The sequence below is a fragment of the Quisquiliibacterium transsilvanicum genome (assembly GCF_014202215.1).
Classification (GTDB): domain Bacteria; phylum Pseudomonadota; class Gammaproteobacteria; order Burkholderiales; family Burkholderiaceae_E; genus Quisquiliibacterium; species Quisquiliibacterium transsilvanicum.
In genome coordinates this window covers 128,451-151,209 of sequence record NZ_JACHGB010000004.1, presented here as the reverse complement: position 1 = coordinate 151,209, position 22,759 = coordinate 128,451, and the positions used below count along the sequence as shown (strand labels likewise).

16 protein-coding genes are annotated in these 22,759 nt (G+C 70.1%); 2 read left to right on the top strand and 14 right to left on the bottom strand.

Annotated features, from left to right (window positions below; translation table 11 throughout):
- Positions 1–5 precede the first annotated feature (5 nt).
- On the top strand, positions 6–668 hold the full coding sequence (locus HNQ70_RS10145) for a response regulator (RefSeq protein WP_183967037.1): 663 nt from the start codon (positions 6–8) through the stop codon (positions 666–668).
- Here HNQ70_RS10145 and HNQ70_RS10140 read toward each other — a convergent pair.
- The 4 genes from HNQ70_RS10140 to HNQ70_RS10125 all read right to left on the bottom strand — a co-directional run bounded on the left by HNQ70_RS10140 (position 661) and on the right by HNQ70_RS10125 (position 4,894).
- Positions 661–1,431, bottom strand: a complete 771-nt coding sequence (locus tag HNQ70_RS10140) for an HD-GYP domain-containing protein (RefSeq protein ID WP_221302755.1) — start codon at positions 1,429–1,431, stop codon at positions 661–663. The genes HNQ70_RS10145 and HNQ70_RS10140 overlap by 8 nt on opposite strands.
- 6 nt (positions 1,432–1,437) lie before the next feature.
- Complete coding sequence (locus tag HNQ70_RS10135) at positions 1,438–1,875, bottom strand: response regulator (RefSeq protein ID WP_183967035.1); 438 nt, start codon at positions 1,873–1,875, stop codon at positions 1,438–1,440.
- A 3-nt stretch (positions 1,876–1,878) separates the two neighbouring features.
- Complete coding sequence (locus HNQ70_RS10130) at positions 1,879–2,958, bottom strand: sensor histidine kinase family protein (protein ID WP_183967033.1); 1,080 nt, start codon at positions 2,956–2,958, stop codon at positions 1,879–1,881.
- Positions 2,959–3,217: 259 nt separating this feature from the next.
- Positions 3,218–4,894 (bottom strand): hybrid sensor histidine kinase/response regulator, encoded by a 1,677-nt coding sequence (locus HNQ70_RS10125; protein WP_183967031.1) that lies wholly within the window; start codon positions 4,892–4,894, stop codon positions 3,218–3,220.
- A gap of 278 nt (positions 4,895–5,172) precedes the next feature.
- On the opposite strand from HNQ70_RS10125, the gene HNQ70_RS10120 reads away from it, so the two are divergent.
- Positions 5,173–6,345, top strand: coding sequence for an acetyl-CoA C-acetyltransferase (locus HNQ70_RS10120; protein ID WP_183967029.1), 1,173 nt, complete (start codon positions 5,173–5,175; stop codon positions 6,343–6,345).
- Positions 6,346–6,613: 268 nt separating this feature from the next.
- Here the strand turns inward: HNQ70_RS10120 and HNQ70_RS10115 are convergent, their stop codons facing one another.
- From HNQ70_RS10115 to HNQ70_RS10070, 10 genes are all read right to left on the bottom strand, one after another.
- A complete protein-coding gene (locus HNQ70_RS10115; protein ID WP_183967027.1) occupies positions 6,614–10,279 on the bottom strand; it encodes a hypothetical protein in 3,666 nt (1,221 codons plus the stop codon).
- Positions 10,280–10,866: 587 nt separating this feature from the next.
- Positions 10,867–11,844 carry an NAD(P)H-dependent flavin oxidoreductase gene (locus tag HNQ70_RS10110; protein WP_281381620.1) on the bottom strand — a complete coding sequence of 326 codons (978 nt, stop codon included), beginning with the start codon at positions 11,842–11,844 and terminating at the stop codon, positions 10,867–10,869.
- Between the two features lie 46 nt (positions 11,845–11,890).
- Entirely contained in the window at positions 11,891–12,790 is a 900-nt protein-coding gene (locus HNQ70_RS10105) for an enoyl-CoA hydratase/isomerase family protein (RefSeq protein ID WP_183967023.1), read from the bottom strand.
- A 142-nt stretch (positions 12,791–12,932) separates the two neighbouring features.
- Entirely contained in the window at positions 12,933–14,084 is a 1,152-nt protein-coding gene (locus HNQ70_RS10100; RefSeq protein WP_183967021.1) for an L-lactate dehydrogenase, read from the bottom strand.
- 40 nt (positions 14,085–14,124) lie between these two features.
- The gene (locus HNQ70_RS10095) at positions 14,125–15,513 is read right to left on the bottom strand and encodes an FAD-binding oxidoreductase (RefSeq protein WP_183967019.1); all 1,389 of its coding nucleotides are present in this window, start codon (positions 15,511–15,513) and stop codon (positions 14,125–14,127) included.
- 17 nt (positions 15,514–15,530) lie between these two features.
- Positions 15,531–19,163, bottom strand: a complete 3,633-nt coding sequence (locus HNQ70_RS10090) for an indolepyruvate ferredoxin oxidoreductase family protein (RefSeq protein ID WP_425504363.1) — start codon at positions 19,161–19,163, stop codon at positions 15,531–15,533.
- Positions 19,164–19,202: 39 nt separating this feature from the next.
- On the bottom strand, positions 19,203–20,321 hold the full coding sequence (locus HNQ70_RS10085; RefSeq protein ID WP_183967015.1) for a serine hydrolase domain-containing protein: 1,119 nt from the start codon (positions 20,319–20,321) through the stop codon (positions 19,203–19,205).
- Between the two features lie 29 nt (positions 20,322–20,350).
- Positions 20,351–20,815, bottom strand: coding sequence for a hypothetical protein (locus HNQ70_RS10080; protein ID WP_183967013.1), 465 nt, complete (start codon positions 20,813–20,815; stop codon positions 20,351–20,353).
- A gap of 81 nt (positions 20,816–20,896) precedes the next feature.
- Entirely contained in the window at positions 20,897–21,742 is an 846-nt protein-coding gene (locus HNQ70_RS10075) for a tRNA threonylcarbamoyladenosine dehydratase (RefSeq protein WP_183967011.1), read from the bottom strand.
- Positions 21,743–21,764: 22 nt separating this feature from the next.
- On the bottom strand, positions 21,765–22,733 hold the full coding sequence (locus HNQ70_RS10070; RefSeq protein WP_183967009.1) for a quinone oxidoreductase family protein: 969 nt from the start codon (positions 22,731–22,733) through the stop codon (positions 21,765–21,767).
- Positions 22,734–22,759: the final 26 nt, after the last annotated feature.

Sequence of the window (22,759 nt, the reverse complement as noted above, 5' to 3'; positions counted from 1 at the left end):
CACCCATGAACAAGAACGAAACGAAGGCGAAGCTCACTTCGGATCCCGATCTGGTTCCGACGTCGCTGGACGATGCGAGCGAAGAGTCCGCCGTGTGCTCCACCAGCGAAGCCGCGCAGATCCTGGGTGTGTCCAACACCACCATCCAGATCATGGTCGAGCGGGGCGAGCTGGACGCCTGGCGAACCCGCGGTGGCCACCGTCGCATCAGCCTCGCGTCGTTGGAGCGCCTCAAGTCCCTCCGGGGCGCGCGCAGCGTGCGTCGGTCGGACGCCTCCGATCTCGAGGTCCTGATCGTCGAGGACGACCTCGCCCTGCGCAGCCTCTACGAACACACGATCGACAGCTGGGAGCTGCCGATCGAGGTCTCCGCGGCCGCCGATGGCATGGAAGCCCTGCTGATGGTGGAGCGCAAGCGCCCGGACGTGCTGATCATGGACCTGTTCATGGAGCCGGTGGACGGCTTCCACCTTCTCCGGATGTTGCGGCGCCACCGCGAGTTCAACGACATGGTCATCATCGTCGCTACCGGGCTCGACGACGCCGAGATCGCCGAGAAGGGAGGCTTGCCCAAAGGGGTTGTGCTCTACCGCAAGCCGGTGCCCTTCGAGAAACTACAGGGCTTCATCGAGGCGAGCCTGCTTCGCAAGCAGCTCAGCTTCAAGTAGCGGTCAAGAGCTTCGCTCGGGTGCGGTCCCCTGCCTCCGACGCGGCCTTCAGCCGCATGAAATCGGCGGCATGCGCAAGAAAGATGCGCACGAGATCCGGGTCGAAGCGGGTGCCCGAATCAGCCGCGATCGCGTCGAGCACCTCCTGGAAGGGCCGCGCCTCTCTGTAGCAGCGATCCATCGTCAGCGCGTCGAAGAAGTCGACGATGGACACGATGCGCCCCGCCAGCGGGATGGTCTGGCCTTTCAACCTCCGCGGATAACCGCCTCCGTCGAAGCGCTCGTGGTGGGTCAAAGCGACCTCCGCGGCGAGGTCGAGCAGTGCGATGCCGGACCCGGACAGGATCTCCGAGCCGACGGTCGGATGGGTGCGCATCACGACCCACTCCTCTTCCGTGAGCGGCCCGGGTTTCTTCAGAATGCTGTCGGGAATGCCGATCTTGCCGACGTCGTGCATTGGCGCCGCATGCCTGAGCAACGCGGAGAAGCTGACGGGCAACCCGGCCAGCCGGGCGAGGTGAGCCGCCATGACGCCTATCCGCTCGATGTGGTCTGCAGTGTCCCCGTCTTTCAGCTCTGCCGCCAGCGCCAGCCGGTAGAGGATCTCGCGGCGGGTGTTCGCGACCTGTTGCTGAAGCGCTCGCCGTTCCTGCATCAGGGTGGCAAGATCGTTAGCGAGGATCTCGATCTGCGGGGAAACGCCCGAGTGATCGACCCGTGCGCCAGGCGCTTCGCCCGGTAGTTTCGGGATGGCTATCAGCATGGCTGCTTATCCTGCGTAGTGACGAAGGCTGAGCCGCGCCGACTTCGTGAAGCGCGGCGGCTCGCCGGGCTTCGGCAAGATGGTTTCGATCAGCGCACCGAGCTCCAGCAGGCTGACCGGCTTGACGAAATAGGCATCGGCGCCGGCGCGCTCCGCATCCGCCAAGTCGCTGTCCAGGCTTCGCCCCGACAACATGATGACGAAGCACCCGGGCAGTTCGACCTTCAGCCTTCGGCAGACCGCCAGTCCGTCCAGGCTTCCGGGAAGCACGACATCCAGGACCACGATATCGGCGCGATGCGTCAGTGCAAGTTCGAGCGCGGTGTCGCCGTCGCCACAGGAGAGCACTTCAAACCCCCCGGACGAGACGGCCATTTCGACCAGCATTCTCATTTCCGGGTCGTCATCCACAACCAGGATTTCGGGTGATCGGTTGAATTTCACTGTTCAAGCCCTCGATGCTTTGCCGGCGATCCGGCGCAATACCAGCTGCGCAAGCTCTGACGAATCTCGCTCCAGTTGCGAAAGCGCACGGAGATAACCGGATACCGCGCCCAGTTCGTTGGGCAGCGTCACCAGGAACGCGGGGGCACCGCGGCGCGCGAAGGTGACGGTCGTCAGAGACGCCTCTGCCTCCCGGAACAGGCGCTCGGCGAGCCGGCGGGCCGGCTCCGAAGAATCACGCGAGGCCGGTGCGGAACCGGGCGGCGATGAGGCCACCAGCCGAACCGCAACCCGGCCAGGTTCCGCGCGTGCGCTCAGGTGAAGGACCGACCCGGACGGCACCGCGTGCGCCGCCGCCCGAAACAGGGCGCTGAACGCCCACCGCAGGACCAGCGCATTCCCCGGCACCGTCACGTCACGCTCGGCGCCCGCCCCCCCGGAAACCGTGACCGCGCGGCGCGAGAGCGCCGCCTCCGCCCAATCGATCGCCTCGTCCAGCACGGCCCCCAGCGCGGAGGGGGACGGAAAATCCGCCAAGGCCTCACGGCCCACCTGCACTCGCCGGGCGATATCGGAGGCGGAGCACTGCAGCCGGTCCGCGCCCTGCTCGCAGTTTCGCGCCACCAGTTCGACGGACTTCGCGTCCAGCCGTTGCGCAGAGCGCACCACACGGGCCGCGAGCATGAGCGAACCGGCGCCGGACCGCAGGGCCGCACCCAGTTCGTCGCCCATCGCCTCGAGAAACAGATGACCGATCGCCTCCCGCCGAGCGACGTCGGGCGCATCGCGAACCAGAAGCGCGAGTTCCCCGTCCAGCAGCCCTTCATAGAGGTTGACGTGCATGCGTTCCTGGGCGCGCCCCGGCAAAGGGACCGGCAGGGAGACCATCGACGCTCCGGAGACATACCCGCGGTGGGCCCAACGCAGCAGCGTGTCCCGCACCCCGTCGCAGACCCGGCCTTCTGTGACGAGGCCGAAGCGCTCCCGAGCAGCCCGATTCGCATATCGGACGGACCACTCCCGGCCCAGCAGGACCTGGCCCTCACTGAGACCATCGAAGAGTTCGGACAGGGGGCCTGACATGACGGGGTTGTCTTTCGTGACGCCCGGCAAGCAGGGCTCACCTCGGCGCGATCGGTTTTCCTGAGCGCATCACGCTTGCCTGGGTCGTCAAGCGTGAACAACGTGCCAGGAGCTTACCAATCAGCGTATTCGTTGTCCACCATTCGTTAGTGTTTCATTTGATGTTTCATGAGAACCGACCCGCCTTCCGTGACGAGGTTCACGCCCGCGCCCAGTCGGGCGCCCGCTTTGGCGGCGTGGCGCTGCCGGTCGGGCGCGCTCAAGGACCCATGAGGTCGTCCACGCTGCGCGGCCGGCCCGCGACGACTGCGCCCAGGGTGTCCAGCAACTCGCGGGGACCATAGGGCTTCGGAAGGAACGTCCAGTCGGTCGGCACCGAACCTCCGGGCAGGTCTGCGCCGCTGGCTAGCACCACCGAAATCCCTGGCTGACAGGTCGCCGCCCAGTGCGCCAGCATGCGACCGTCCAGACCGCCCGGGATACCGAGATCGGTGAACAGGATGTCGAAATGCGACTCCGAGAGCGCGGCCTGCGCTCGATCCGAATCGCAGGCACGCGTCACTTGGAAACCGGCTTCCGCCAGCACCATTTCGACGAGACCCGCGAGCGCGGTATCGTCCTCGATGACAAGTACCGTAGGCCCCGGACCGCAGGGTACGGCCGCGGCGCCGACCTCATGCGCGGCGCAGCGCTCGGTCCGAGGCTCCGCGCCGGCTCCACGCGCAAGTTCCGGCACTGCGGCTCCCTCCGACGGTTCTCGGCAGAGCGGCACGTACAGGCAGGCCCGCGTTCCCCGCGCCTCGGCGGAGTCCAGGGTGAGGGTTCCGCCGTGCCGGCGCAGCATCCAGTAGGCCATGGGCAGACCCAGCCCGGTGCCTACGTTCTCGGGCTTGGTCGTGAAGAGGGGCTCCAGGGCGCGCGCCAGAACCTCCGGCCGCATGCCCCCCCCCTCGTCGCTGACACAGACGAGCGCGTAGTCGCCGGGAGCGAGTTGAGCAGGCAAGGCCCCCCCGCCGTCGGTCCTGCGGTGAACGCAGGTGGAAAGGACCACCGTGCCGCCGCCCGGCATCGCGTCGCGGGCATTGGCCACCAGGTTGATCAGCGCGCTGTCGAGACTGCCGGCATCGGCCTCCACAGGGAGCGGGCAGGCGATCGTCTGCAGGTCGACCCGCACCGCCGCGCCGGCGCAATGACGGAGCAGTGGCAACAGCTGCACAAGCTTTCGATTCAGGTCGAAACGCGTCAGCTGCAAGGGGCTGCGGCGAGCGAAGCCGAGCAGCGAGGCAGCGATGTCCCGGCCACGCCGCACGGCCTCGAGCGACTCGGCGACCGCCCCGACCGCAGCCGCGTCGAGACCGGCGCGGGTCGCGAGTCGCTCGAGATTCCCCATGATCACGCCCAGGACGTTGTTGAAATCGTGGGCGAGACCGCCGCCGAGATGCCCTAGCGCCTCGAGGCGCTCCATCTGCCGCATCGACTCCCGCGCCTGCCGATGCTCGGTCACGTCAGCAGCGAGGCCGACGATCCGCAGCGGCTTGCCCGGCGGCCCCGGAACGACGAAGTTGCGATCCCAGATCCAGCGCCCTCTTCCGTCCGGCCCGCGGATCCGGTACTCGAGACGGTTCGGTGTGCCTTTGCGCTTGCGGCGAAGGGCTTCCAGAACCACCGGCAGATCCTCGGCGACGACAGCGTCGATGTACGCCTCGGGGTTTCGGTACACCGCGTCGACGGAACGCCCCCAGACGCGCTCGAACGCGGGGCTGACGTACAGGATCCGGTTGCTCTCCGGCTCGAAGACGTAGAACACCTCGTCGAGCAGTTCGGCAAGCCGCCGGAAACGCCACTCGGCCTCACCGTGCCCGTCCAGATCCGCCCAGAGCCCCTGGAGTTCGCTCGTGCCGGGCGCCGAGGGATGCGCCAAATCCTCGGCGTCCAACGCCCCGGTCGCGCTTGCGGAGGCATCGGGGCCGCTAAGTCCCCTAACAGTCTGCTTATGCATATCCCACCATGATGCCGCAACTCCCGCCAGCCCCCTCCGAGGAGCGGGCGCTCCGGATGTACGGACCGTTTGACCGGCCAGCCGGAGCGGGCCGGGTGCTCGCGGTTCGCATGCGCTCGCGTTCACGGAATTCCGGGCATCCGATTCCGGAGCGGCCCGATCCTCGGCTTAGGTATCATCGGAATCCCCAAGATTCCAGGTATGGAGCAACGAACATGGCTGAGGCATACATCGTCGCCGCCGCCCGCACCGCGGGCGGCAAGCGCAACGGCAGGCTGGCCGGCTGGCACCCCGCGGACCTCGCCGGCAAGGTCCTCGAGTCGCTCGTCGACCGCGTGAAGATGGACCCGGCGCTGGTCGACCAGGTGATCATGGGCTGCGTCGGCCAGGCCGGCGAGCAGTCCACCAACATCGCGCGCAACGCGGTGCTGTCGTCGAAGTTCCCCGAGTCCGTGCCGGCAGTGTCCGTCGACAGCCAGTGCGGCTCCTCGCAGCAGGCGCTGCAGTTCGCTGCCCAGGCCGTGATGTCCGGCACCATGGACATCGTCATCGCCGCCGGCGTCGAGAGCATGACCCGCGTGCCGATGGGCACCCCGGCCATCCTGCCCGCCAAGGCAGGCCTGGGCTTCTCGAAGAGCCCGTCCATGGAGAAGCGCTACCCCGGCGTGCAGTTCAGCCAGTTCGTCGGCGCCGAGATGATGGCCAAGAAGTACGGCCTCACCAAGGACGAGATCGACCGCTTCTCGCTGCAAAGCCACCAGCGCGCCGCCAAGGCCACCAGGGAAGGCTGGTTCAAGGACGAGATCGTCCCCGTCCAGATCCAGCTCGCCGACGGCACGCCGGAGATGCACGAGGTCGATGAGGGCATCCGCTTCGACGCCACCCTCGAAGGCCTCCAGGGCCTGAAGCTGCTGCAGGAAGGCGGCGTGCTCACGGCCGGCAGCTCCAGCCAGATCTGCGACGGCGCCTCGGGCGTGCTGATCGTCAGCGAAAAGGGCCTGAAGCAGCTGGGCGTGCAGCCGCTGGCGCGCATCCACCACATGTCGGTGCTGGCGAGCGACCCGGTGATCATGCTCGAGACCCCGATTCCCGTCACCGAGCTGGCGCTCGAGCGCCTGGGCTGGAAGATCGACGACATCGACCTCTTCGAGATCAACGAGGCCTTTGCCTCGGTGCCGATGTCCTGGATCAAGCAGCTGGGCGCCGATCCCGAGCGCGTCAACGTCAACGGCGGCGCGATCGCGCTGGGCCACCCGCTGGGCGGCTCGGGCACCAAGCTGATGGCCACGCTGATCTACGCGCTGAAGCGCCAGAACAAGCGCTACGGACTGCAGTCGATGTGCGAGGGTGGCGGCATGTCGCACGCCACGGTCATCGAGCGGCTCTGACGCAGCGTCTCCGCTCCTGGGGGGCGGCCCGCGCTCAGCGCGAGCCACCCCTCGGGCGAAACATGGTATGGATGGCCCCCTAGAGTGAAGGGCGCCCGGGGGCCGTGGGCGTCCCGGGGATGAGGCATGGAGGATGAGTCCGGAGTCCCCGAGAACGGGGTTCAGTTTAACCGAAAATCCCAATCATGTCTAACGATTTTGGATTTGGATGTTTTTGACCGGAATCCGGCGACAATCCACCGCCGCAACCCTCGTCGCGGCGCTCAGGTCACAATGGCCGAAGATCCGGGGCAACGCGGCCAGCAAGGAATTTCCGGCCGATGTTGATGGCGGCGAACTCGTCCGAATTTCCAGTGCAGCCGCAGTCCTCATAGAGGCATCGATACACGCTCGATGAGTGCTTCCCCGCGACGGGCTCTCGCAGAAGTGCCTTGGCTTGCGCAATCAGCCGGTCCAGCTCCGAAGTCGCCTCGTTCCAGCCCCGTCCCTTTGTCCGGAAGCCGCGCCCCCCGAGATCGCCAGCACCTCTCCCCCGGGGCTGCGCGAGCCGGATCATCCCATCGGAAAGCACGATCTCGCCGCGCGGCCCGGGCCTGCAGGGTTGGGCCAGGCGCCGAAGCGCACTGATCGGGTTCCGGCCGCATCGCGGACACGCCTGGCTCGTTCCGGAAGGATCGACCGCTGCGCCCGGAAACAGGTGCAGCGGACGCAGACGCGGCAGGTCGGCGTCGGCAGCAGCGCGGCCCGGGACCGGCGTGTTCAGGTAGGGATGCGTCCATTGGACGGCTCCGAACCAGTACTCCCCCCGTTCACGGAGATGAGAGGCGGCGATCGAGTAGGTGTAGCGCCGGACGATCGCAGAGTAGGCGTGGGTCAGCGGCGTTCCGCCATCGAAGGCGGCACGCAGGGACTCCAGTACGGGGAAGGCCTCGAACCTGGCGCACAGCAGTTCGATCCGCTGGCAGGAGTCAGCGACCGCGTGCGAATGCAGCCTCTCGAGGCGCGGGAGCACCCCCGCGCGAACCCGCTCGCCGATCCGCTCGACCGCACGGGACAGGGCCCGCATCGAGGGAACCACCTCGCTGCCGGTGGCGAGCAGGCCCGGGACGCCGGTGGGATGCGCGCCATCCGGCGCCGAGCCGGGCCGCATGTGCGCCCGCAGGTCGAAAACGGCCCACGAAAAGCCCTGCGCGCCAAGGTCGATGGCAAGCATGCGATCGACCAGCGCGACGCCGGCGTCGATTGCGGAAGCATCGTCGACCGGCAGGGCCGCATACAGGCGCCCCGAATCGAAATGCCTTTCCAGCGTATACCGGTTCCGCTCCGGGTCTATCCGGAACGACTGCCGGAATCGCCACTCGAGAACCAGCGTCACATCCCCGAGCCCGATTCCCGGATCGACGATCATACGGTCCAGACCAGCCTTGCGGACCCCTGGTCCGATCAGGCGCGCCACGCCAGCGGCGAGCTTCAGCCCCGCCCCCGCCCGCCCCAGTGGACATTGCTCCAGCACCAGTCCGCTGCGGACCTCGCCGGGGGCCCCGACCAGGCCGGACGCCAGATACCAGTCGTGGGGGATCTGGCGCATGGCGTGCGCAGAAGCGAGGTCGAGCACCGGGCGCGACAGCAACTTCTCCAGGCAGACTGTCGGAGAAATAACGGGCGGGCTCCCGGCCTCCTCGCCCGCCGTATCCCCCAGGAGCCCCAGCCGCGCGGCGTCCCCGATCGGCCCCTGAGCCTCGAGATAGCGTTGCGGAACCCGCCAGGGCCGGTCCTTTGGAACGTAGAGCAGTCCGATGGAACGCAAACGTGTGAAGCTATGCCTGGCAGTCCAGGTCGGCTGCGTTGCCTCAGGCAGGAGCGCGAAGAGTTCACCCAGCACCCAGCGGGCCATGTCCCGCCGCGCGGCCCGCGTGACGCCGGCCCCGCCCGGTCCCCCGGCGATCCTGGACTGGATCTCCTCGGGCGTGCCGGCCGCCCGGGCGAGCTGGCGCACCTCCCTGGATGAAGGCTCCACCTCTTCAGGGCTGGCGTCGAGACTCCAGCGCAGCCGCAGGTCGCGCAACGCCAGCAGAGCCTCGACGTCGCGCATGGAGCAGCCTTCCTCGACCCGTGCCGCGGCCAACTGCTCGAGCCGTAGCAGGAGCGCGAACCAGTCGGCGCGCGCAGCAGCCAGCTCGTCGATCGCCACTGCGCCATGCCGCCAGGTCGACCGGGAAGTCACGAACAAGCGCCCCTGCCGGTTCACGAACAGCCGGTTCAGCGTACGCGCATCGTCGAGCACACCCGCAGCCCGGAAGGCCGACTGAACGGCTAGCCGCAAGGGCTCCGGCAGGGCGCGCGCAAGCTCCATCAGCTCCTGCAGGGCGCGGCGCACCGCAAAGGCCCGGACCCGGTCGGCCGGCAGGTCGCGCGGCAGGCGACGCGCCTCGAGCCGCTCCCTGGTGGCCAGCCAGGCGGAATGGCCGCCGCGCGCCGATGCGAGGGCCTCCGAAAGCAGCGCGGCCTGAAGCCGGAACAAACTGTCGAAGCGCCCGGCCAGGGTACGCGCCGACGCCGTCGGGTCGGCCTCGTGCTCCGGTAGCCCGGTGGGCGTCTTCCAGCGGACTTCGCCGATCGGTAGAGGCAATCCGGGCTGTGAGGCCGAACGGCCAGCATCGGCGCGCCGGGACCCCGCCTCGCGCGCGGAAGCGCCCGCACCGGTTCCAAAGCGGCTCCGGAAAGCGTCATCGAGCGCGTCCAGTCCTGCCACCAGCGAATCCAGGGCGGCAGCATCGTTCGCCGTCGGATCCGACGGCTCCGCACCGAGGAAGCGGTCACAGACCTTCAGCAGGTCCTCGAGCGAACGATGCCGGGCGAGCAGCGCGGCCCCCAACTCGGACGGCCCTGGCGGCATGGCGGAGATCGCCGCAGACGTTACCCCGCCCTCCTCGGCCGCACGTTCCCGCAGCTTGAGGAGCCGACGCAGGTCCTGGGCGATCCAGGTCCGCATGCGCCAGCCGAAGCGCCGGCGGAACGAAGCGTAATCCCGGATCGAGAAGAGGGGGGGCCGGGCAGGCAGCGCGCGGGCGGCGTCGACGAGCCGCCGGAATCCGTCCTGCGCAGCCTCCGGGGCGTCATGCGCGCGTGCGAGCTCTCGCGGATCGGCGTCCCGGAACGCAAGCCAGCCTTTGTTGAACAGCCAGGAGAGAGCGTTCTCCCCCCGCGTGAGCAGGTAGTCCTGAGCAATCGAGATGAACCCTCCGGCTGCCGGAGCCCGGCCCTGGAGCCGGGCCTCCCTGGCGCCGCGGGAGAGCACGATCCGCAACGCGACCAGGTCCTCCTCGGGCCAGGGCCCCTGAACCACCAGCGCAGGATCGAAAGCGATCGGAGCGTCGATGCCACCGGACGACGGCAGCTCCACGTCGAGGGACGGCAATCCCGGGGCGATCCCCGCGAGCGCCTGATCGATGCAGCGCTTCGCCCTACGGGGATCAGCATACATCGCGGACCAGTCCGGGAACGCCGCGCACAAACCCGAGGCGAGCCGATCGCAGACCGACCGCAGCCGTTCGCCAGGCGGGCCGGCGCGGACGGAGACGGCCAGACGCACCGCGAGCCGATCGCCAAGCACGGCCGGCTCGAAGGGCCCGGCCTTGCGCACGGGGCTGCGAAGGAACAGGTCGATCTGCTCGGGATCGAGGCCTCGGAGCGGCTCACCGAGCGCGGATTCGAGCCTGCGAACGAACTCCTCGTTCCCGAAGGCGCTGCGCTGCCGCCAGGCACTCGCCTTGGCGACGCTCTCGAAGAGCCTGAAGCCGGCGAGGTGCGTCGTCAGGAGCAGGCGCAACAGCGATCCGTGGCCGCTACCGTCGAGCACCTGGGAAAGGCGCACCGACGGCTCCAGAAGCTCGGGACTCAACTCGACATCCAGAGGCATCTTCACGGTGCGCACCGCCGAGTCCGGCGGACGGTCCGCAGAGGCTGCCACGCGGCGTCGCCAGCGGCGCATCGAACTCACCGGAGGCGGCGACCTCGACGCCCCGGACGACACTGCGCACGCACTGAGTTGGGACAGCTCCCTGGCTTGTTCCTCGTTCATCCCTTCGTCCCAGCAACCACGATCAACACGCAATCAATTTCGTTTGATTCGAAGTCGCTGTTGATTTGTGTTTTACACGATTTAACACTCTGTCGCAAACGCAGTATCGACGCCGCGCCTCACGGCGCTCGCAGCGCGCAGCGGGCATCTCTGGAAACAGTCGCAGGCCGGGCATGACACGTGCGCCGCGGAGCGCATCCGCCGATGCATGCGCATCGAGGACTCCGCTTGCGGCAGTTGGATCAGGCGCGTCTGTGGGCGCCGTGCAAGGGGGAGGGGAGAAGCTGCGCTCGAGCGCTGCAGGCGCTCACGGAACTGCGCCGGAGGGCTCGCCTGCCGTTCGGGCGTGGTCAGCCCGCACGAGACGGGCACCACACTGTCGACCCCGGTGCGCCGGTGCGGCAGGAAGCCGCGGGGCCGGCGCCCGGGATGCGGCCGGATCAGCCCCGGCCGGCCATCCGGTCCAGGCGCTGGGCGATGATCGCCTCGGCGTCGGACACGATCTTCCTGACCAGCTCCGCGCAGGTCGGGATGTCGTGGATCAGGCCCTGCACCATGCCGGCCGACCAGATACCGTAGTCGGGGTCGCCTTCCTCGTACACCACCTTGCCGCGGGCGCCTGCCACCAGGTGCTTGATGTCGTCGATGGTGGCGCCGCCCTTGCGTTCGATTGCCACGACTTCCTGGCTGACCGCGTTCTTCGCCACGCGCGCGGTGTTCTTCAGCGTGCGGAAGATGAGGTCGGTGGCGCGCTCGTCGTTGGCGACGATCTGCTCCTTGATCTTCTGGTGGATCGGGCTCTCGACGGTGCACATGAAGCGGGTGCCCATGTTGACGCCCTCGGCGCCCAGCGCCAGCGCAGCGACCAGGCCGCGGCCGTCGGCGAAGCCGCCCGAGGCGATCATCGGGATCTTGACCTTGTCGGCGGCCGCCGGGATCAGGATCAGGCCGGGGATGTCGTCCTCGCCGGGATGGCCCGCGCATTCGAAGCCGTCGATCGAGATCGCGTCGGCTCCGATGCGCTCGGCCTTGAGCGCATGGCGCACCGCGGTGCACTTGTGGATCACCTTGATGCCGTGGCTCTTGAAGTCGGAAATGTGCTCTTCGGGATTGTAGCCCGCGGTCTCGACGACCTTGACGCCGGCCTCGATGATCGCGCGGCGGTACTCGGCGTAGGGCGGCGGCTTGAGCGCCGGCAGGATCGTCAGGTTCACGCCGAAGGGCTTGTCGGTCAGCTCCTTGCAGCGCTTGATCTCCTTGGCCAGGTCCTCAGGCGTCGGCTGCGTGAGCGCGGTGATGAAGCCGAGCGCGCCGGCATTGGCCACGGCTGCGACCAGCTCTGCGCGGCCCACCCACTGCATGCCGCCCTGCACGATCGGGTATTCGACGCCGACCAGCTCGGTGAAACGGGTCTTCAACATCCTGGGTTCTCCTTTACGGGTTCAATGGATTCTGTCTGCGGAATCAGCGGTTGCGGAACACCGGCGGCCGCTTCTCGACGAAGGCGCGCACGCCTTCCTTGCCGTCTTCGCTGGCCATCACGCGCCGGGACTGCGCCTCCTCGGCCGCCAGCCCCTCGTCAGTGACTACCGGGCCCGCGGCCTGCACGCTCGCGCGGATGGCCTCCACCGCCACGCCGCTCCAGCAGGTGACGCTGCGCGCCAGCGCGATCGCCTGCGCGACCAGCTCGTCGCCGCCCATGCGCGCGGGCGCGCTGCCCGAAGCCGCGAGCGCGGCATGCGCCGCCAGCAGCGACTGTGCTGCGCCACCGGCGGCCGGCGCGCCGCCGGGCACCGCCACGCGGCTGACCAGCCCCATCGAAAGCGCCTCGGCGCAGTCGACGGTGCGGCCGGTGATCATCATGTCCACGGCACGCGCCTGGCCGATCACGGCCGGCAGGAACTGCGTGCCGCCGTAGACCGGGAACACGCCCAGCTTCACCTCGGGCAGCGCGAAGCTTGCGTGCGGCGCGGCGATGCGGAAGGTGCAGGCCAGCGCCAGCTCCATTCCGCCGCCGAAGGCCAGGCCGTTGACCGCCGCCACGCTGACCACCTTCGAGCGGTGCAGCCGGACGAGCAGATCGCGCGCGAAGCCGGTCTTGGCGTGCCGCGCCTCGTCGGACAGGGTGGTGAGCTCGGCGAGGTCGGTGCCGGCGCAGAAGGCCTTCTCGCCATCGCCGACGATGACCAGCGCCCGCACGCCACGCGCCTCGACTTCGTCGAGGCAGGCCGACAGCGCCTCGAGCACGCCCTTGGTCAGCGCGTTCAGGCTGCGGGGACGGCGGATGCGGAAGACCGCGCAGTCCTCGTGCCAGGTGATCTCGTGGTCGGCGCCGGGAGCGGCGGCGGGGCTGGCTTCGGCCATCGTGGTTTCTCCGTCAAGTGCGGCCGGGGCGCAGCCTGCCGGGCCGCCCCGGGGGACTGAGGCAGTTTAAGGGAGCCCGGCACGCCCCCAGGGCGCGCACGCACGCCGCCCGGCGGCGGGCAATCCGAAAACCCGGAAATCGTCAGAAGAGGCTGTTCCGATCCACCTTGCGGGCGGCGTCGATCCCGGCCAGCGCGAGCGACACGCGCAGCTCGTTGCGCGCGGCCTCCAGCAGCCGGGCCACGCCGGCCTCGCCCATCGCGGCCAGCGCGAACACCCAGGCGCGCCCCATCAGCGCGGCGCGCGCGCCGCAGGCCAGCGCCTTCATCACGTCGAGCCCGCCGCGGATGCCGCCGTCGACCAGCACGTCCACCCGGTCGCCGACCGCGTCCGCGATCGCCGGCAGGGCAGCGATCGTCGACGGGGCGCCGTCGAGCTGGCGCCCGCCGTGGTTGGACACGACGATCGCCTGCGCTCCGGCCGACGCGGCCGAGCGCGCATCCTCCGGGTCCATCACCCCCTTGATGACGATCGGCCCGTCCCACTGCGACCGGATCCAGTCGATGTCCTGCCAGCTCACCGTGGGGTCGAAGTTCCTGCGAACGAAGTCGTGGAACTCGGGCAGGCTCCTGGCCTCCGGCAGTTTCGAGGCCAGCGTTCCGAACACCAGCGGCCCGCCGCCCAATACCACGTCGGCGATCCAGCGCACCCGGCTGGCGCGCTCCAGGTTCACCGCCAGCTTCGCGGCCGCCGACAGCCCCCCGGTCATGCCGTTGCGCACGTCCTTGAAGCGCAGGCCCGGCACCGCCAGGTCCACGGTCACCACCAGCGCCTCGCAGCGCGCCGCCTTGGCGCGCGAGATCAGCTCGGCGACGAAACCGCGGTCGCGCATCATGTAGAGCTGGAACCAGAAGGGGGCGCTGGCCGCGCCGGCCACCTCCTCGATCGAGCACAGGCCCACCGTGCTCAGGCACCAGGTGACGCCGGCGGCATTGGCCGCTCGCACCGCCTGGGTCTCGCCGCGCCGGCGCATCATGCCGGCCAGCCCAACGGGCGCCAGGCCCAGCGGCATCGGCCACTCGCGCCCGAGCACCGTGGTGCGCAGGTCCACCTGCTCCACGTTGCGCAGCACGCGCTGGCGCAGCCTCAGCACGTCCAGGTCCGCGGCGTTGGCGCGCAGCGTCAGCTCGCCGTGCGCGCCGCCGTCGATGTACTCGAAGAGCTGCCGCGGCAGCCGCGCCCGCGCCATCGCGCGATAGTCGTCGAAGGTGGCGGGAACCCAGGTCCGGGGCATCGATGCACTCTCAGTTCGCTGAATCGGAAGCCGGCGAAGCTTACAGCGAGAAGATGCGCCCGGGATTCAGGATGCCCTGCGGATCGAGACAGGCCTTGAGGCTGCGCATCAGCTCGATCTCGGCGGGGCTGCGCGACACGTCAAGCCAGGCCTTCTTCTCGAAACCGATGCCGTGCTCGGCCGACACCGATCCGCCCAGCGCGCGCAGCGCCGAATAGACGATCGCCTCCGCGTCCGGCCGGGCCTGGCTGGCCGGCATTGCGGGCTTGAGCACCAGGTGCAGGTTGCCGTCGCCCAGGTGGCCGAAGACCCACAGCAGCGAGCCGGGAAAACGCTTCGCGAGCGCCGGACGCACCTCGTCCAGGTATCCCGGCATCCGGTCGATGGGCAGCGAGACGTCGAAGGTCACCGGCGGGGAGTCGCGCATCGTCTGGCCGACGTCGTCGCGCAGCGCCCAGATCGCAGCGGCCTCGGCCTGCGACTGCGCGATGGCGGCGTCCGCGACGAGACCCTGCTCCATCGCCTGCTCCAGCGCCGACGAGAAGCGCTCGGCATCGGCGGGCGAGCCGCCTCCCGAGCATTCGATCAGCGCGTACAGCGGATGGCCGTGGGGCACCGGCGGCCGGCCCTTGGCCGGCGGCGTGGTCACCAGCTCGTAGAACTCGGGCCACATCGCCTCGAAGGCGGACAGCGAACCGCCCAGCGCGCGGTCCATGTGCTTGAGCAGCGCGACGATCTCGTCGAATCCCGGCACCGCCACCATCGCCACGTCCTGGCGCGCGGGTTTCTCGCGCAGCCGCAACACCAGCCGTGTGATCACCCCGAGCGTGCCCTCGGAGCCGATGAACAGGTGCTTCAGGTCGTAGCCCGCGTTGTTCTTGATCAGCCGGTTCATCGCCGGGATGACGGTGCCGTCGGCGAGCACCGCCTCGACGCCGAGGATCATGTCGCGCGTCATGCCGTAGCGGACCACGCGGTTGCCGCCCGCATTGGTCGACGCATTGCCGCCGATCGTGGCCGAGCCGCGCGAACCGAGGTCCAGCGGGAAGGCCAGCCCCTGCGCATCGGCGGCCTCCTGCACCGCCTGCAGCGTGACGCCGGACTGCACCACCGCCACGCGCTGCGCCGGATCGATCGACTCGATGGCGCGCAGCCGCTCGGTGGAAAGGACCAGGTCCGACGGCGTGGTGTCGGCGCCGTGGACCAGCCCGGTGAGCCCGCCGTGGGTGATCACCGGCTGGCGATGCGCATGGCAGATGCGCAGCACCGCGGCCACCTCGTCGGTGCTCGCGGGCCGCGCCAGCAGCGCGGCCTGGATGCCGTCGCGCCGGCTCCAGCCGGCGGCGCGCCCGGCGAGCGCATCGCCCTCGACGAAGGTCTCCGGGGGCAATGCGGCGCGCAGCTCGGCGCGCAGGGTTTCGCTGATCATCCGTTTCTCCTCGGGATCTACGCGGCGGCGCGCTGCACGCCGGTGGCCGAGAACTCCTCCAGCAGCCGCTCGCGCTCGGGGGCGACCGCCGCCGCATGCTCCTCGCGCACGTGGCCGTAGCCGCGGATCTTCTCCGGCAGCGACGCGATCCGCACCGCCACCGCGTGCCTGTCCGCCGTGAGCCCGGCGAGCACCCGCTCCAGGTCCTGCTCGTACTGCTCGAGCAGCGCGCGGTTCAGCCGCCGCTCGGCCGAATTGCGGAAGGGGTCGAGCACGCTGCCCCGCAGGAAGCGCAGCCGGGCCATCACGCCGAAGGCGCTCATCAGCCATGGGCCGACCTCGCGCTTGACCGGCTTGCCGGTCGCAGGATCCTTGCGCGCGAAGGGCCAGGCGCCCACGTGGAACTTGAGCTTGTAGTCGCCCTCGAAGGCCTGGGCAAGCTCCTCGCGGAACTGCGGCCGGGAGTACAGCCGCGCCACCTCGAACTCGTCCTTGGCGGCCAGCAGCTTGAAGTGATAGCGGGCCACCGCCCGCGACAGCGCGTCGCCGTCCTTGCCGAGCGCCTGCCCAAGCGCATCCTCCGCGCGGCGCACGCGCTCGACCATCGCCGAGTAGCGTCGCGCGTACGCAGCATCCTGGTAGTCGGTGAGTTCGCGCACCCGCCGCTCGACGATGTCCTCCAGCGTCTGGCGGCTGCGCGGCACGAACTGCAGCACCTTGGAGCCCATGCGCGCGGCGCGCTCCTCGACCGCCGCGGGGTCGTGCGCCGCGCGCCGCCCCCAGAGGAAGGCGCGGCGGTTGAGCTCGACCGCGACGCCATTGAGCTCGATCGCCCGATCGATCGAGGCCAGCGACAGCGGGATCTGCCCGCGCTGCCAGGCCGCGCCCAGCATGAACATGTTGGCTGCGATCGAGTCGCCCATCAGCGCAGTGGCCAGGCGCTGCCCCTCGAGCAGCAGCAGGTCGTCGCCGAGCACCGCCGAGAGCCGGGCCGACAGCGCGCCCGCGTCGATCCGCCAGTCGGGATTGCGCGCGAACTCGCCGGTGGGGATCAGGTCGGTGCAGACCACGCCGCGGCTGCGGCCGGCGCTCAGCTTGGACATCGACTCGTCGCCGGCGGCGACGATCAGGTCGCAGCCGACCAGGGTGTCCGCCTCGCCGGGTGCGATGCGCGTGCCGTGCAGGTCCTCGGAGCGCGCCGCGATGCGAACGTGCGAGAGCACCGCGCCGTACTTCTGCGCGAGGCCGGTGACGTCGAGGTTGGAGCTGTAGAGCCCTTCTAGGTGCGCAGCGACCGCCAGCGTCTGCCCGATGGTGACCACGCCGGTGCCGCCGATGCCGCCGATCAGCACGTTGAAGGGCCGGGTGGGCTGGGGCACCGAAGGCTCGGGCAGCCCTGCGAAGGCCCCGTCGTCCGCCTGCAGGCCGGCGCCCGCCGGGCCCGCGGCGGGCACGGCCTTGCGCAGCTGGCCGCCCTCGACCGACACGAAGCTCGGGCAGAAGCCTTCGACGCAGGAATAGTCCTTGTTGCAGGTGGACTGGTTGATGCGGCGCTTGCGGCCGAACTCGGTCTCCAGCGGCTCCACCGACATGCAGTTGGAGGCCTTGCCGCAGTCGCCGCAGCCCTCGCAGACCGCCGCGTTGATGAAGTTGCGGCGCTGCGGATCCTCCCACTTGCCGCGCTTGCGCAGCCGCCGCCGCTCGGTGGCGCAGGGCTGCTCGTAGACGATCACCGACACGTCCGGATATTCGCGGAACTCGCGCTGCACCGCCTCAAGCTCGCTGCGGTGGCGAACCGGCACCCCCGGCGGCAGCGCGACGCCCTCGTACTTGGCGGGATCGTCGGTGACCAGGGCCATCTTCCTGACACCCTCGGCGGCGAGCTCGTGCAGGATGGTCGAGACGCCGATGTCGCCCTCCACCGCCTGCCCGCCGGTCATCGAGACGAAGCCGTTGAACAGGATCTTGTAGGTGAGCGGCACGTGCGCGGCGATCGCCTGGCGAACCGCCAGGAAGCCCGAGTGCGCATAGGTGCCGTCCCCGAGGTTGGCGAAGACGTGCTTCTCCTCGGTGAAGGGATGCTGGCCCAGCCACATCACGCCCTCGGCGCCCATGTGCGAGATGGTCGTGGTGGTGAGCGGATCCATCAGCAGCGCCATCGAGTGGCAGCCGATGCCGGCCAGCGCCCGGCTGCCCTCGGGCAGGCGCGTGGAGCGGTTGTGCGGGCAGCCCGAGCAGAAGCCGGGCATGCGCACCGGGGCCCCCGCGGCCTGCGCCGCGACCGGAAGCGGCGCTGTCTGTGCCGCAGCGGGGAGCGCCGCAGCCTGTGCCGCCGGCAGCGCCAGCCCGCCCGCCGCCGCGCCCGACAGCGCCTGGACGGCCTCCTGCGGCTGCGGCAGCCCCAGCGCCTTCGCCAGCACCGCGGCCACCATCGCCGGGTTGGTCTCGCCGGCATTGGGGATCGCCATCGGCGCGCGCTGCGCCTCGAAGGGATGCCCGCCGAAATGCTTGCCGACGATCGCCGGCTGGTGCGGCGTGCCGTAGAGCACCGCGCGCACCTGCTCCTCGAGAACCGGCCGCTTCTCCTCGATCACCACCAGCGTGTCCAGCCCCTGCGCGAACTCGCGCACGATCTCGGGATCGAGCGGCCAGGTCATGCCGATCTTGAGCACCTTGAGCCCGAGCGCGCGGGCCCGCGCATCGTCGATGCCCAGGCCCATCAGCGCCTGCAGCACGTCCTGGTAGGCCTTGCCGGCCGAGACGATGCCGACTCGCGCACCCGCGCCGCCCATCGTCACCCGGTTGAGCCCGTTGAGCCGCGCGTAGGCGAGCGCGGCGTGCAGCTTGTGGTGGTAGAGGCGGTCTTCCTGCGGGATGCCCATGTCCACCGCGCGGCTGTTGAGCCCGCCGGGCGGCATCGGGAAGTCCGCGGGCAGCACGACCTTCGGTGAATCGGGCGCCACCCAGACCGAGCCGCCGCCCTCGACGACGTCGGTGACCACCTTCATGCCGACCCAGCAACCCGAGAATCGCGACAGCGCGAAGCCGTGCAGGCCGAAGTCGAGCAGTTCCTGGGTGTTCGACGGATAGAGCACCGGCATGCCCACCGCGATGAACATCTGGTCGGAGAAGTTGGCCACGGTGGACGACTTCACGCCGTGGTCGTCGCCAGCCAGCGCGACCACGCCGCCCAGCGGCCGGGTGCCTGCCATGTTGGCGTGGCGCAGCGCGTCGCCGGAGCGGTCGACACCGGGGCCCTTGCCGTACCAGATGCCGAAGACGCCATCGACCTTCGCGCCCGGGAACAGGCCCACGTACTGCGAGCCCCAGATCGCGGTGGCCGCCAGATCCTCGTTCAGGCCTGACCGGAACACCACCTTGTGCTCCTTCAGGCGCTCGGCGGCCGCCCAGAGCTCCATGTCGTAGCGCCCCAGCGGCGAGCCGCGGTAGCCCGAGATGTAGCCGCCGGTGTCATGACCGGCGGCGAGGTCGCGCTGGCGCTGCTGCATCGGCAGACGCACCAGCGCCTGGATGCCGGTCATGTAGAGCCAGCCCTCCCGGGCCTGGTACTTGTCGTCCAGCGTCTGCGCGCGGCCGTGGATTTCTCCGGGGGCTCCCATGGGTCTCCTTCCGTCTAGTGGCGTTCGAATGCACCTTGCCGGCAGCATACGCCGGCGCGCGGCGCGGGTTCAGAGCATCCCTGCAGCCCGCCTGAACTCGAAACGTGCCATCAGCCGCGAGGCGTTGTTGCAGCTGAACTTGATCGCGAACCACCGGTCGGCCGGCCGCACGTAGAGCCCGGTGCCGGTCACCCCCGACCAGGTCAGCTCGCCCGCCGGGCTGGGCACCGCGGCCGCGCCCCAGTCATGGCGCACCGCGAGCGCCAGGCCGAAGCCGAAGCCCGGGCCCGCATAGCCGGCCGGGCCGTCCACCTGGGCGCCGAGCTGGTCGCTTGCCATCTGGGCGAAGGTTTCGGGCTTCAGGAATCGGCGTCCGCCCAGTTCGCCGCCGCCGGCCAGCATGCGCGCGAACGCCGCGTAGTCGGCCACCGTGGAGACCAGCCCGCCGCCGCCGCTGTGCATCGGCGAACCCTTCGCCTGGCCGTCGCGGAACATGCGGTCGAAGCCATGCCAGGCCTTGTCGGAGGAGTGGGCGCCGGCCAGCCGGCCGAGGTCGGCATCCGCGACGACGAAGCCGGTGTCCACCATGCCCAGCGGATCGAGCAGCCGCTCGCGCAGTGCCTCGCCCAGGCGCTGCCCGGTGACACGTTCGACCACCAGGCCGGCAAGGTCGGTGGCGAAACCGTAGCGGAACGCGGCGCCCGGCTGATTCGCCAGCGGCAGCGTGACCAGTGCATCCAGGAACTCCGCCGGCGTCATCGAAGCCATCCGGCCGTCCAGCCCCGACGCCTGCGCGTTCGCACGCAGCGCCGGGTCGCGCAGCTCGCCGGCATAGGGCACGCCCGCGGTATGCCGCAGCAGATCCCGCACCGTGACCGGCCGCGAGGGCAGCGCGCCGTCCGGCATGCGCTGCTTCGCCAGCGGCGGCAGATACTCCTGTGCCGGCGTGTCCAGGCCCACCAGGCCTTCATCGACCAGCATCAGCGTCAGCACGCTGACCACCGCCTTCGACAGGGAGGCGATCCGGAAGAGTGCGTCCTCGCGCATCGGCGCATCGCCCTCGCCGCGCAGCCGGCCCGCCACAGCGTGCGCGAGCACACGCCCGTCCTGCTCGACGTGGATCACTGCCCCGGGGTAGTGGCGGGCAGCCAGCTGGTAGTCGAGCATCAGTTCGATCGAAGTCTTCATGCCGGTCTCCTCCTCGTTGTTTTTCCTGGTCAGTGCGCCGGCGCGGCGCGCTCCACGCTCGCCCGATCAGGTGCGCAGCCTGGACCGGCGCAGGGGAATCGGTAGTAGCGCGAATTCAGGTAGCGGGTCACCGCGTCGATCTCGTCCGGGCGCCAGAGCGCACCCTGTTCGCGGTCCCAGCGCTCGACGCCGGCCCGCACCCCGGAATAGTCACGTGCGATCCGCGCCGCGCGCTGGTGCACGCTGCGATCGTGGCAGCCCTGGCAGCGCGCCTCGTAGAGGGCGCGGCCTCGATCGTCAGCCGGTGCGCCCTGGGCTGCCGGCGGCTGAGCGAGCACGCCCTGCGCCGCTTGCCCGGCGGCAGGCTGCCCCTCGCCAGGCCGCTCCACGCCGGCCTGGGCCGCAGCCCAGCCCACGGCCAGCACAAGCATTGCGATCGCGCGCAGCGGCGCAGCGCTCCGGCGCGGCGCACCCGTTCCCGGCATCGTCTTCATCGTCTCGTCCTTCCTTTCGGACTTCGCATCGGACCGCATCCCGCCGCAGTTCCCGCAAGGCCTGTTATCGCAGTGAAAACCTCATCCGAGCGCCGCCTCGATCGCCAGCCCCGCGGCCGCAAACCCCAGCGCAGCGGTGACGGTGACCAGTGACCCGTAGCCGGCGCAGGCCAGCGGCGCTCCGGCGCGGCCCGCTGGCGCCCCCGGCGGCTCCGCGTCCGGCAGCGCACACTCCGCAGCGGGTGCGTCGGGCGCACCCCGCACGCGCTGCGCATCGAAGTACAGGGCGGTGACGCCGAAACGCCGGCCGGCCTCCCTGGGAAAGCCGTGCTCGCGGCGCAGCCGCGCCCGCACCGAGGCCAGCAGCGGGTCGCCGCGCACCAGCGCGAGGTCCGCGCGGCGCAGCGCGAGCGAGTCGGTGACCGCGCCCGCGCCGCCGCAGACCACCAACGGCTGGCGCCGGCGCCGGCACAGCGCGATCATCGCAGCCTTCGCGCGCGGCTGGTCGATCGCATCGATGACGATCGCCCCCTCCGGGATCAGTTCGGCCGCGTTCTCCGCGGTGACGAAATCGTCGACCAGCCCGACCCGGCAGCCGCGCCAGATGCCAGCGATCCGCTCGCGCATCGCCTCGCCCTTGGCGGCGCCCAGCGTGGACTCCAGCGCGTGGACCTGGCGGTTGAGGTTCGACTCGGCCACATGGTCCATGTCGACCAGCGTGATCGCACCGGCGCCGGAACGCGCCAGCGCCTCGGCCGTCCAGGAGCCCACGCCGCCGATTCCGACGACCACGAAGTGCGCCGCCTGCAGGCGCGTCAGCGCAGTGTCGCCGAACAGCCGCGCGACGCCGCCGAAGCGGCGCTCGCGCGTGCCCTCGCCGGCCGCGTCGCCGGCCGCCGCAGCGCCGGCATCGAGAGGCTCTAGCATCGGAAGCTGGGCCAGGATTCGCTCAGGGAATCAGGATCGACGAGCCGGTGGTCCGGCGCGATTCCAGGTCGCGATGGGCCTGCGCCGCGTCGGCCAGCGCGTAGCGCCGCTCGATCTCGATCTTCACCTTGCCCGAGGACACCATGCCGATCAGGTCGTCGGCCATCCCCAGCAGCGTCGCGCGGTCCGAGGTGTGGTTCATCAGCCCGGGACGCGTGATGTAGAGCGAGCCCTTGAGCGCGGTGAGCGGAACCGGCGGCACCGGCCCCGAGGCATTGCCGAAGCTCACCATCAGGCCGAAGGGCGCGAGGCTGTCCAGCGAGGCCTGGAAGGTGTCCTTGCCGACCCCGTCATAGACCACCGGCACCATCTTGCCGCCGGTGATTTCGCGCACCCGCTCGGCCACGTTCTCCTCGCGATAGAGGATGGTGTGGTCGCAGCCATGGCGCCTGGCGAGTTCGGCCTTCTCCTCGGAGCCCACGGTGCCGATGACGGTGACGCCGAGCGCCTTGGCCCACTGCATCGCGATCAGGCCGACCCCGCCGGCGGCGGCGTGGAACAGGATGGTTTCGCCCGCCTTCACCTTGTAGGTGCGGTGGAACAGGTACTGCACGGTGAGCCCCTTGAGCATCATCGCCGCGGCGGTCTCGTCGCCGATGGCGTCCGGGATCTTCACCAGCGGCTTGACGGCCATGTTGCGCACTTCGGAGTACGCGCCCGGCGAGCCGCCCGCGTAGGCCACCCGGTCGCCAGGGCGCAACTCGGTCACGCCCTCGCCCACCGCGAGCACCTCGCCCGAGCCCTCGAGGCCGGCGCCGCCCGGCAGCGACATCGGATACAGCCCGGTGCGGTAGTAGACGTCGATGAAATTCAGGCCGATCGCGCGATGGCGCACCTGCACCTCCCCGGGCCCGGGCGCACCGACCTCCACGTCCAGGTACTGCAGCACTTCGGGTCCGCCGGTCCGCTCGATCCGGATCGCCTTGGTCATCGATGTCCTCCCTTGGATTCGCTTCA

What these genes read in the sequence shown, in the direction of transcription:
- HNQ70_RS10145 (WP_183967037.1), top strand. Translation starts at nt 6, where the DNA reads ATGAACAAGAACGAAACGAAGGCGAAGCTCACTTCGGATCCCGATCTG.
- HNQ70_RS10140 (WP_221302755.1), bottom strand. Translation starts at nt 1,431, where the DNA reads ATGCTGATAGCCATCCCGAAACTACCGGGCGAAGCGCCTGGCGCACGG.
- HNQ70_RS10130 (WP_183967033.1), bottom strand. Translation starts at nt 2,958, where the DNA reads ATGTCAGGCCCCCTGTCCGAACTCTTCGATGGTCTCAGTGAGGGCCAG.
- HNQ70_RS10120 (WP_183967029.1), top strand. Translation starts at nt 5,173, where the DNA reads ATGGCTGAGGCATACATCGTCGCCGCCGCCCGCACCGCGGGCGGCAAG.
- HNQ70_RS10105 (WP_183967023.1), bottom strand. Translation starts at nt 12,790, where the DNA reads ATGGCCGAAGCCAGCCCCGCCGCCGCTCCCGGCGCCGACCACGAGATC.
- HNQ70_RS10100 (WP_183967021.1), bottom strand. Translation starts at nt 14,084, where the DNA reads ATGCCCCGGACCTGGGTTCCCGCCACCTTCGACGACTATCGCGCGATG.
- HNQ70_RS10095 (WP_183967019.1), bottom strand. Translation starts at nt 15,513, where the DNA reads ATGATCAGCGAAACCCTGCGCGCCGAGCTGCGCGCCGCATTGCCCCCG.
- HNQ70_RS10085 (WP_183967015.1), bottom strand. Translation starts at nt 20,321, where the DNA reads ATGAAGACTTCGATCGAACTGATGCTCGACTACCAGCTGGCTGCCCGC.
- HNQ70_RS10080 (WP_183967013.1), bottom strand. Translation starts at nt 20,815, where the DNA reads ATGAAGACGATGCCGGGAACGGGTGCGCCGCGCCGGAGCGCTGCGCCG.
- HNQ70_RS10075 (WP_183967011.1), bottom strand. Translation starts at nt 21,742, where the DNA reads ATGCTAGAGCCTCTCGATGCCGGCGCTGCGGCGGCCGGCGACGCGGCC.
- HNQ70_RS10070 (WP_183967009.1), bottom strand. Translation starts at nt 22,733, where the DNA reads ATGACCAAGGCGATCCGGATCGAGCGGACCGGCGGACCCGAAGTGCTG.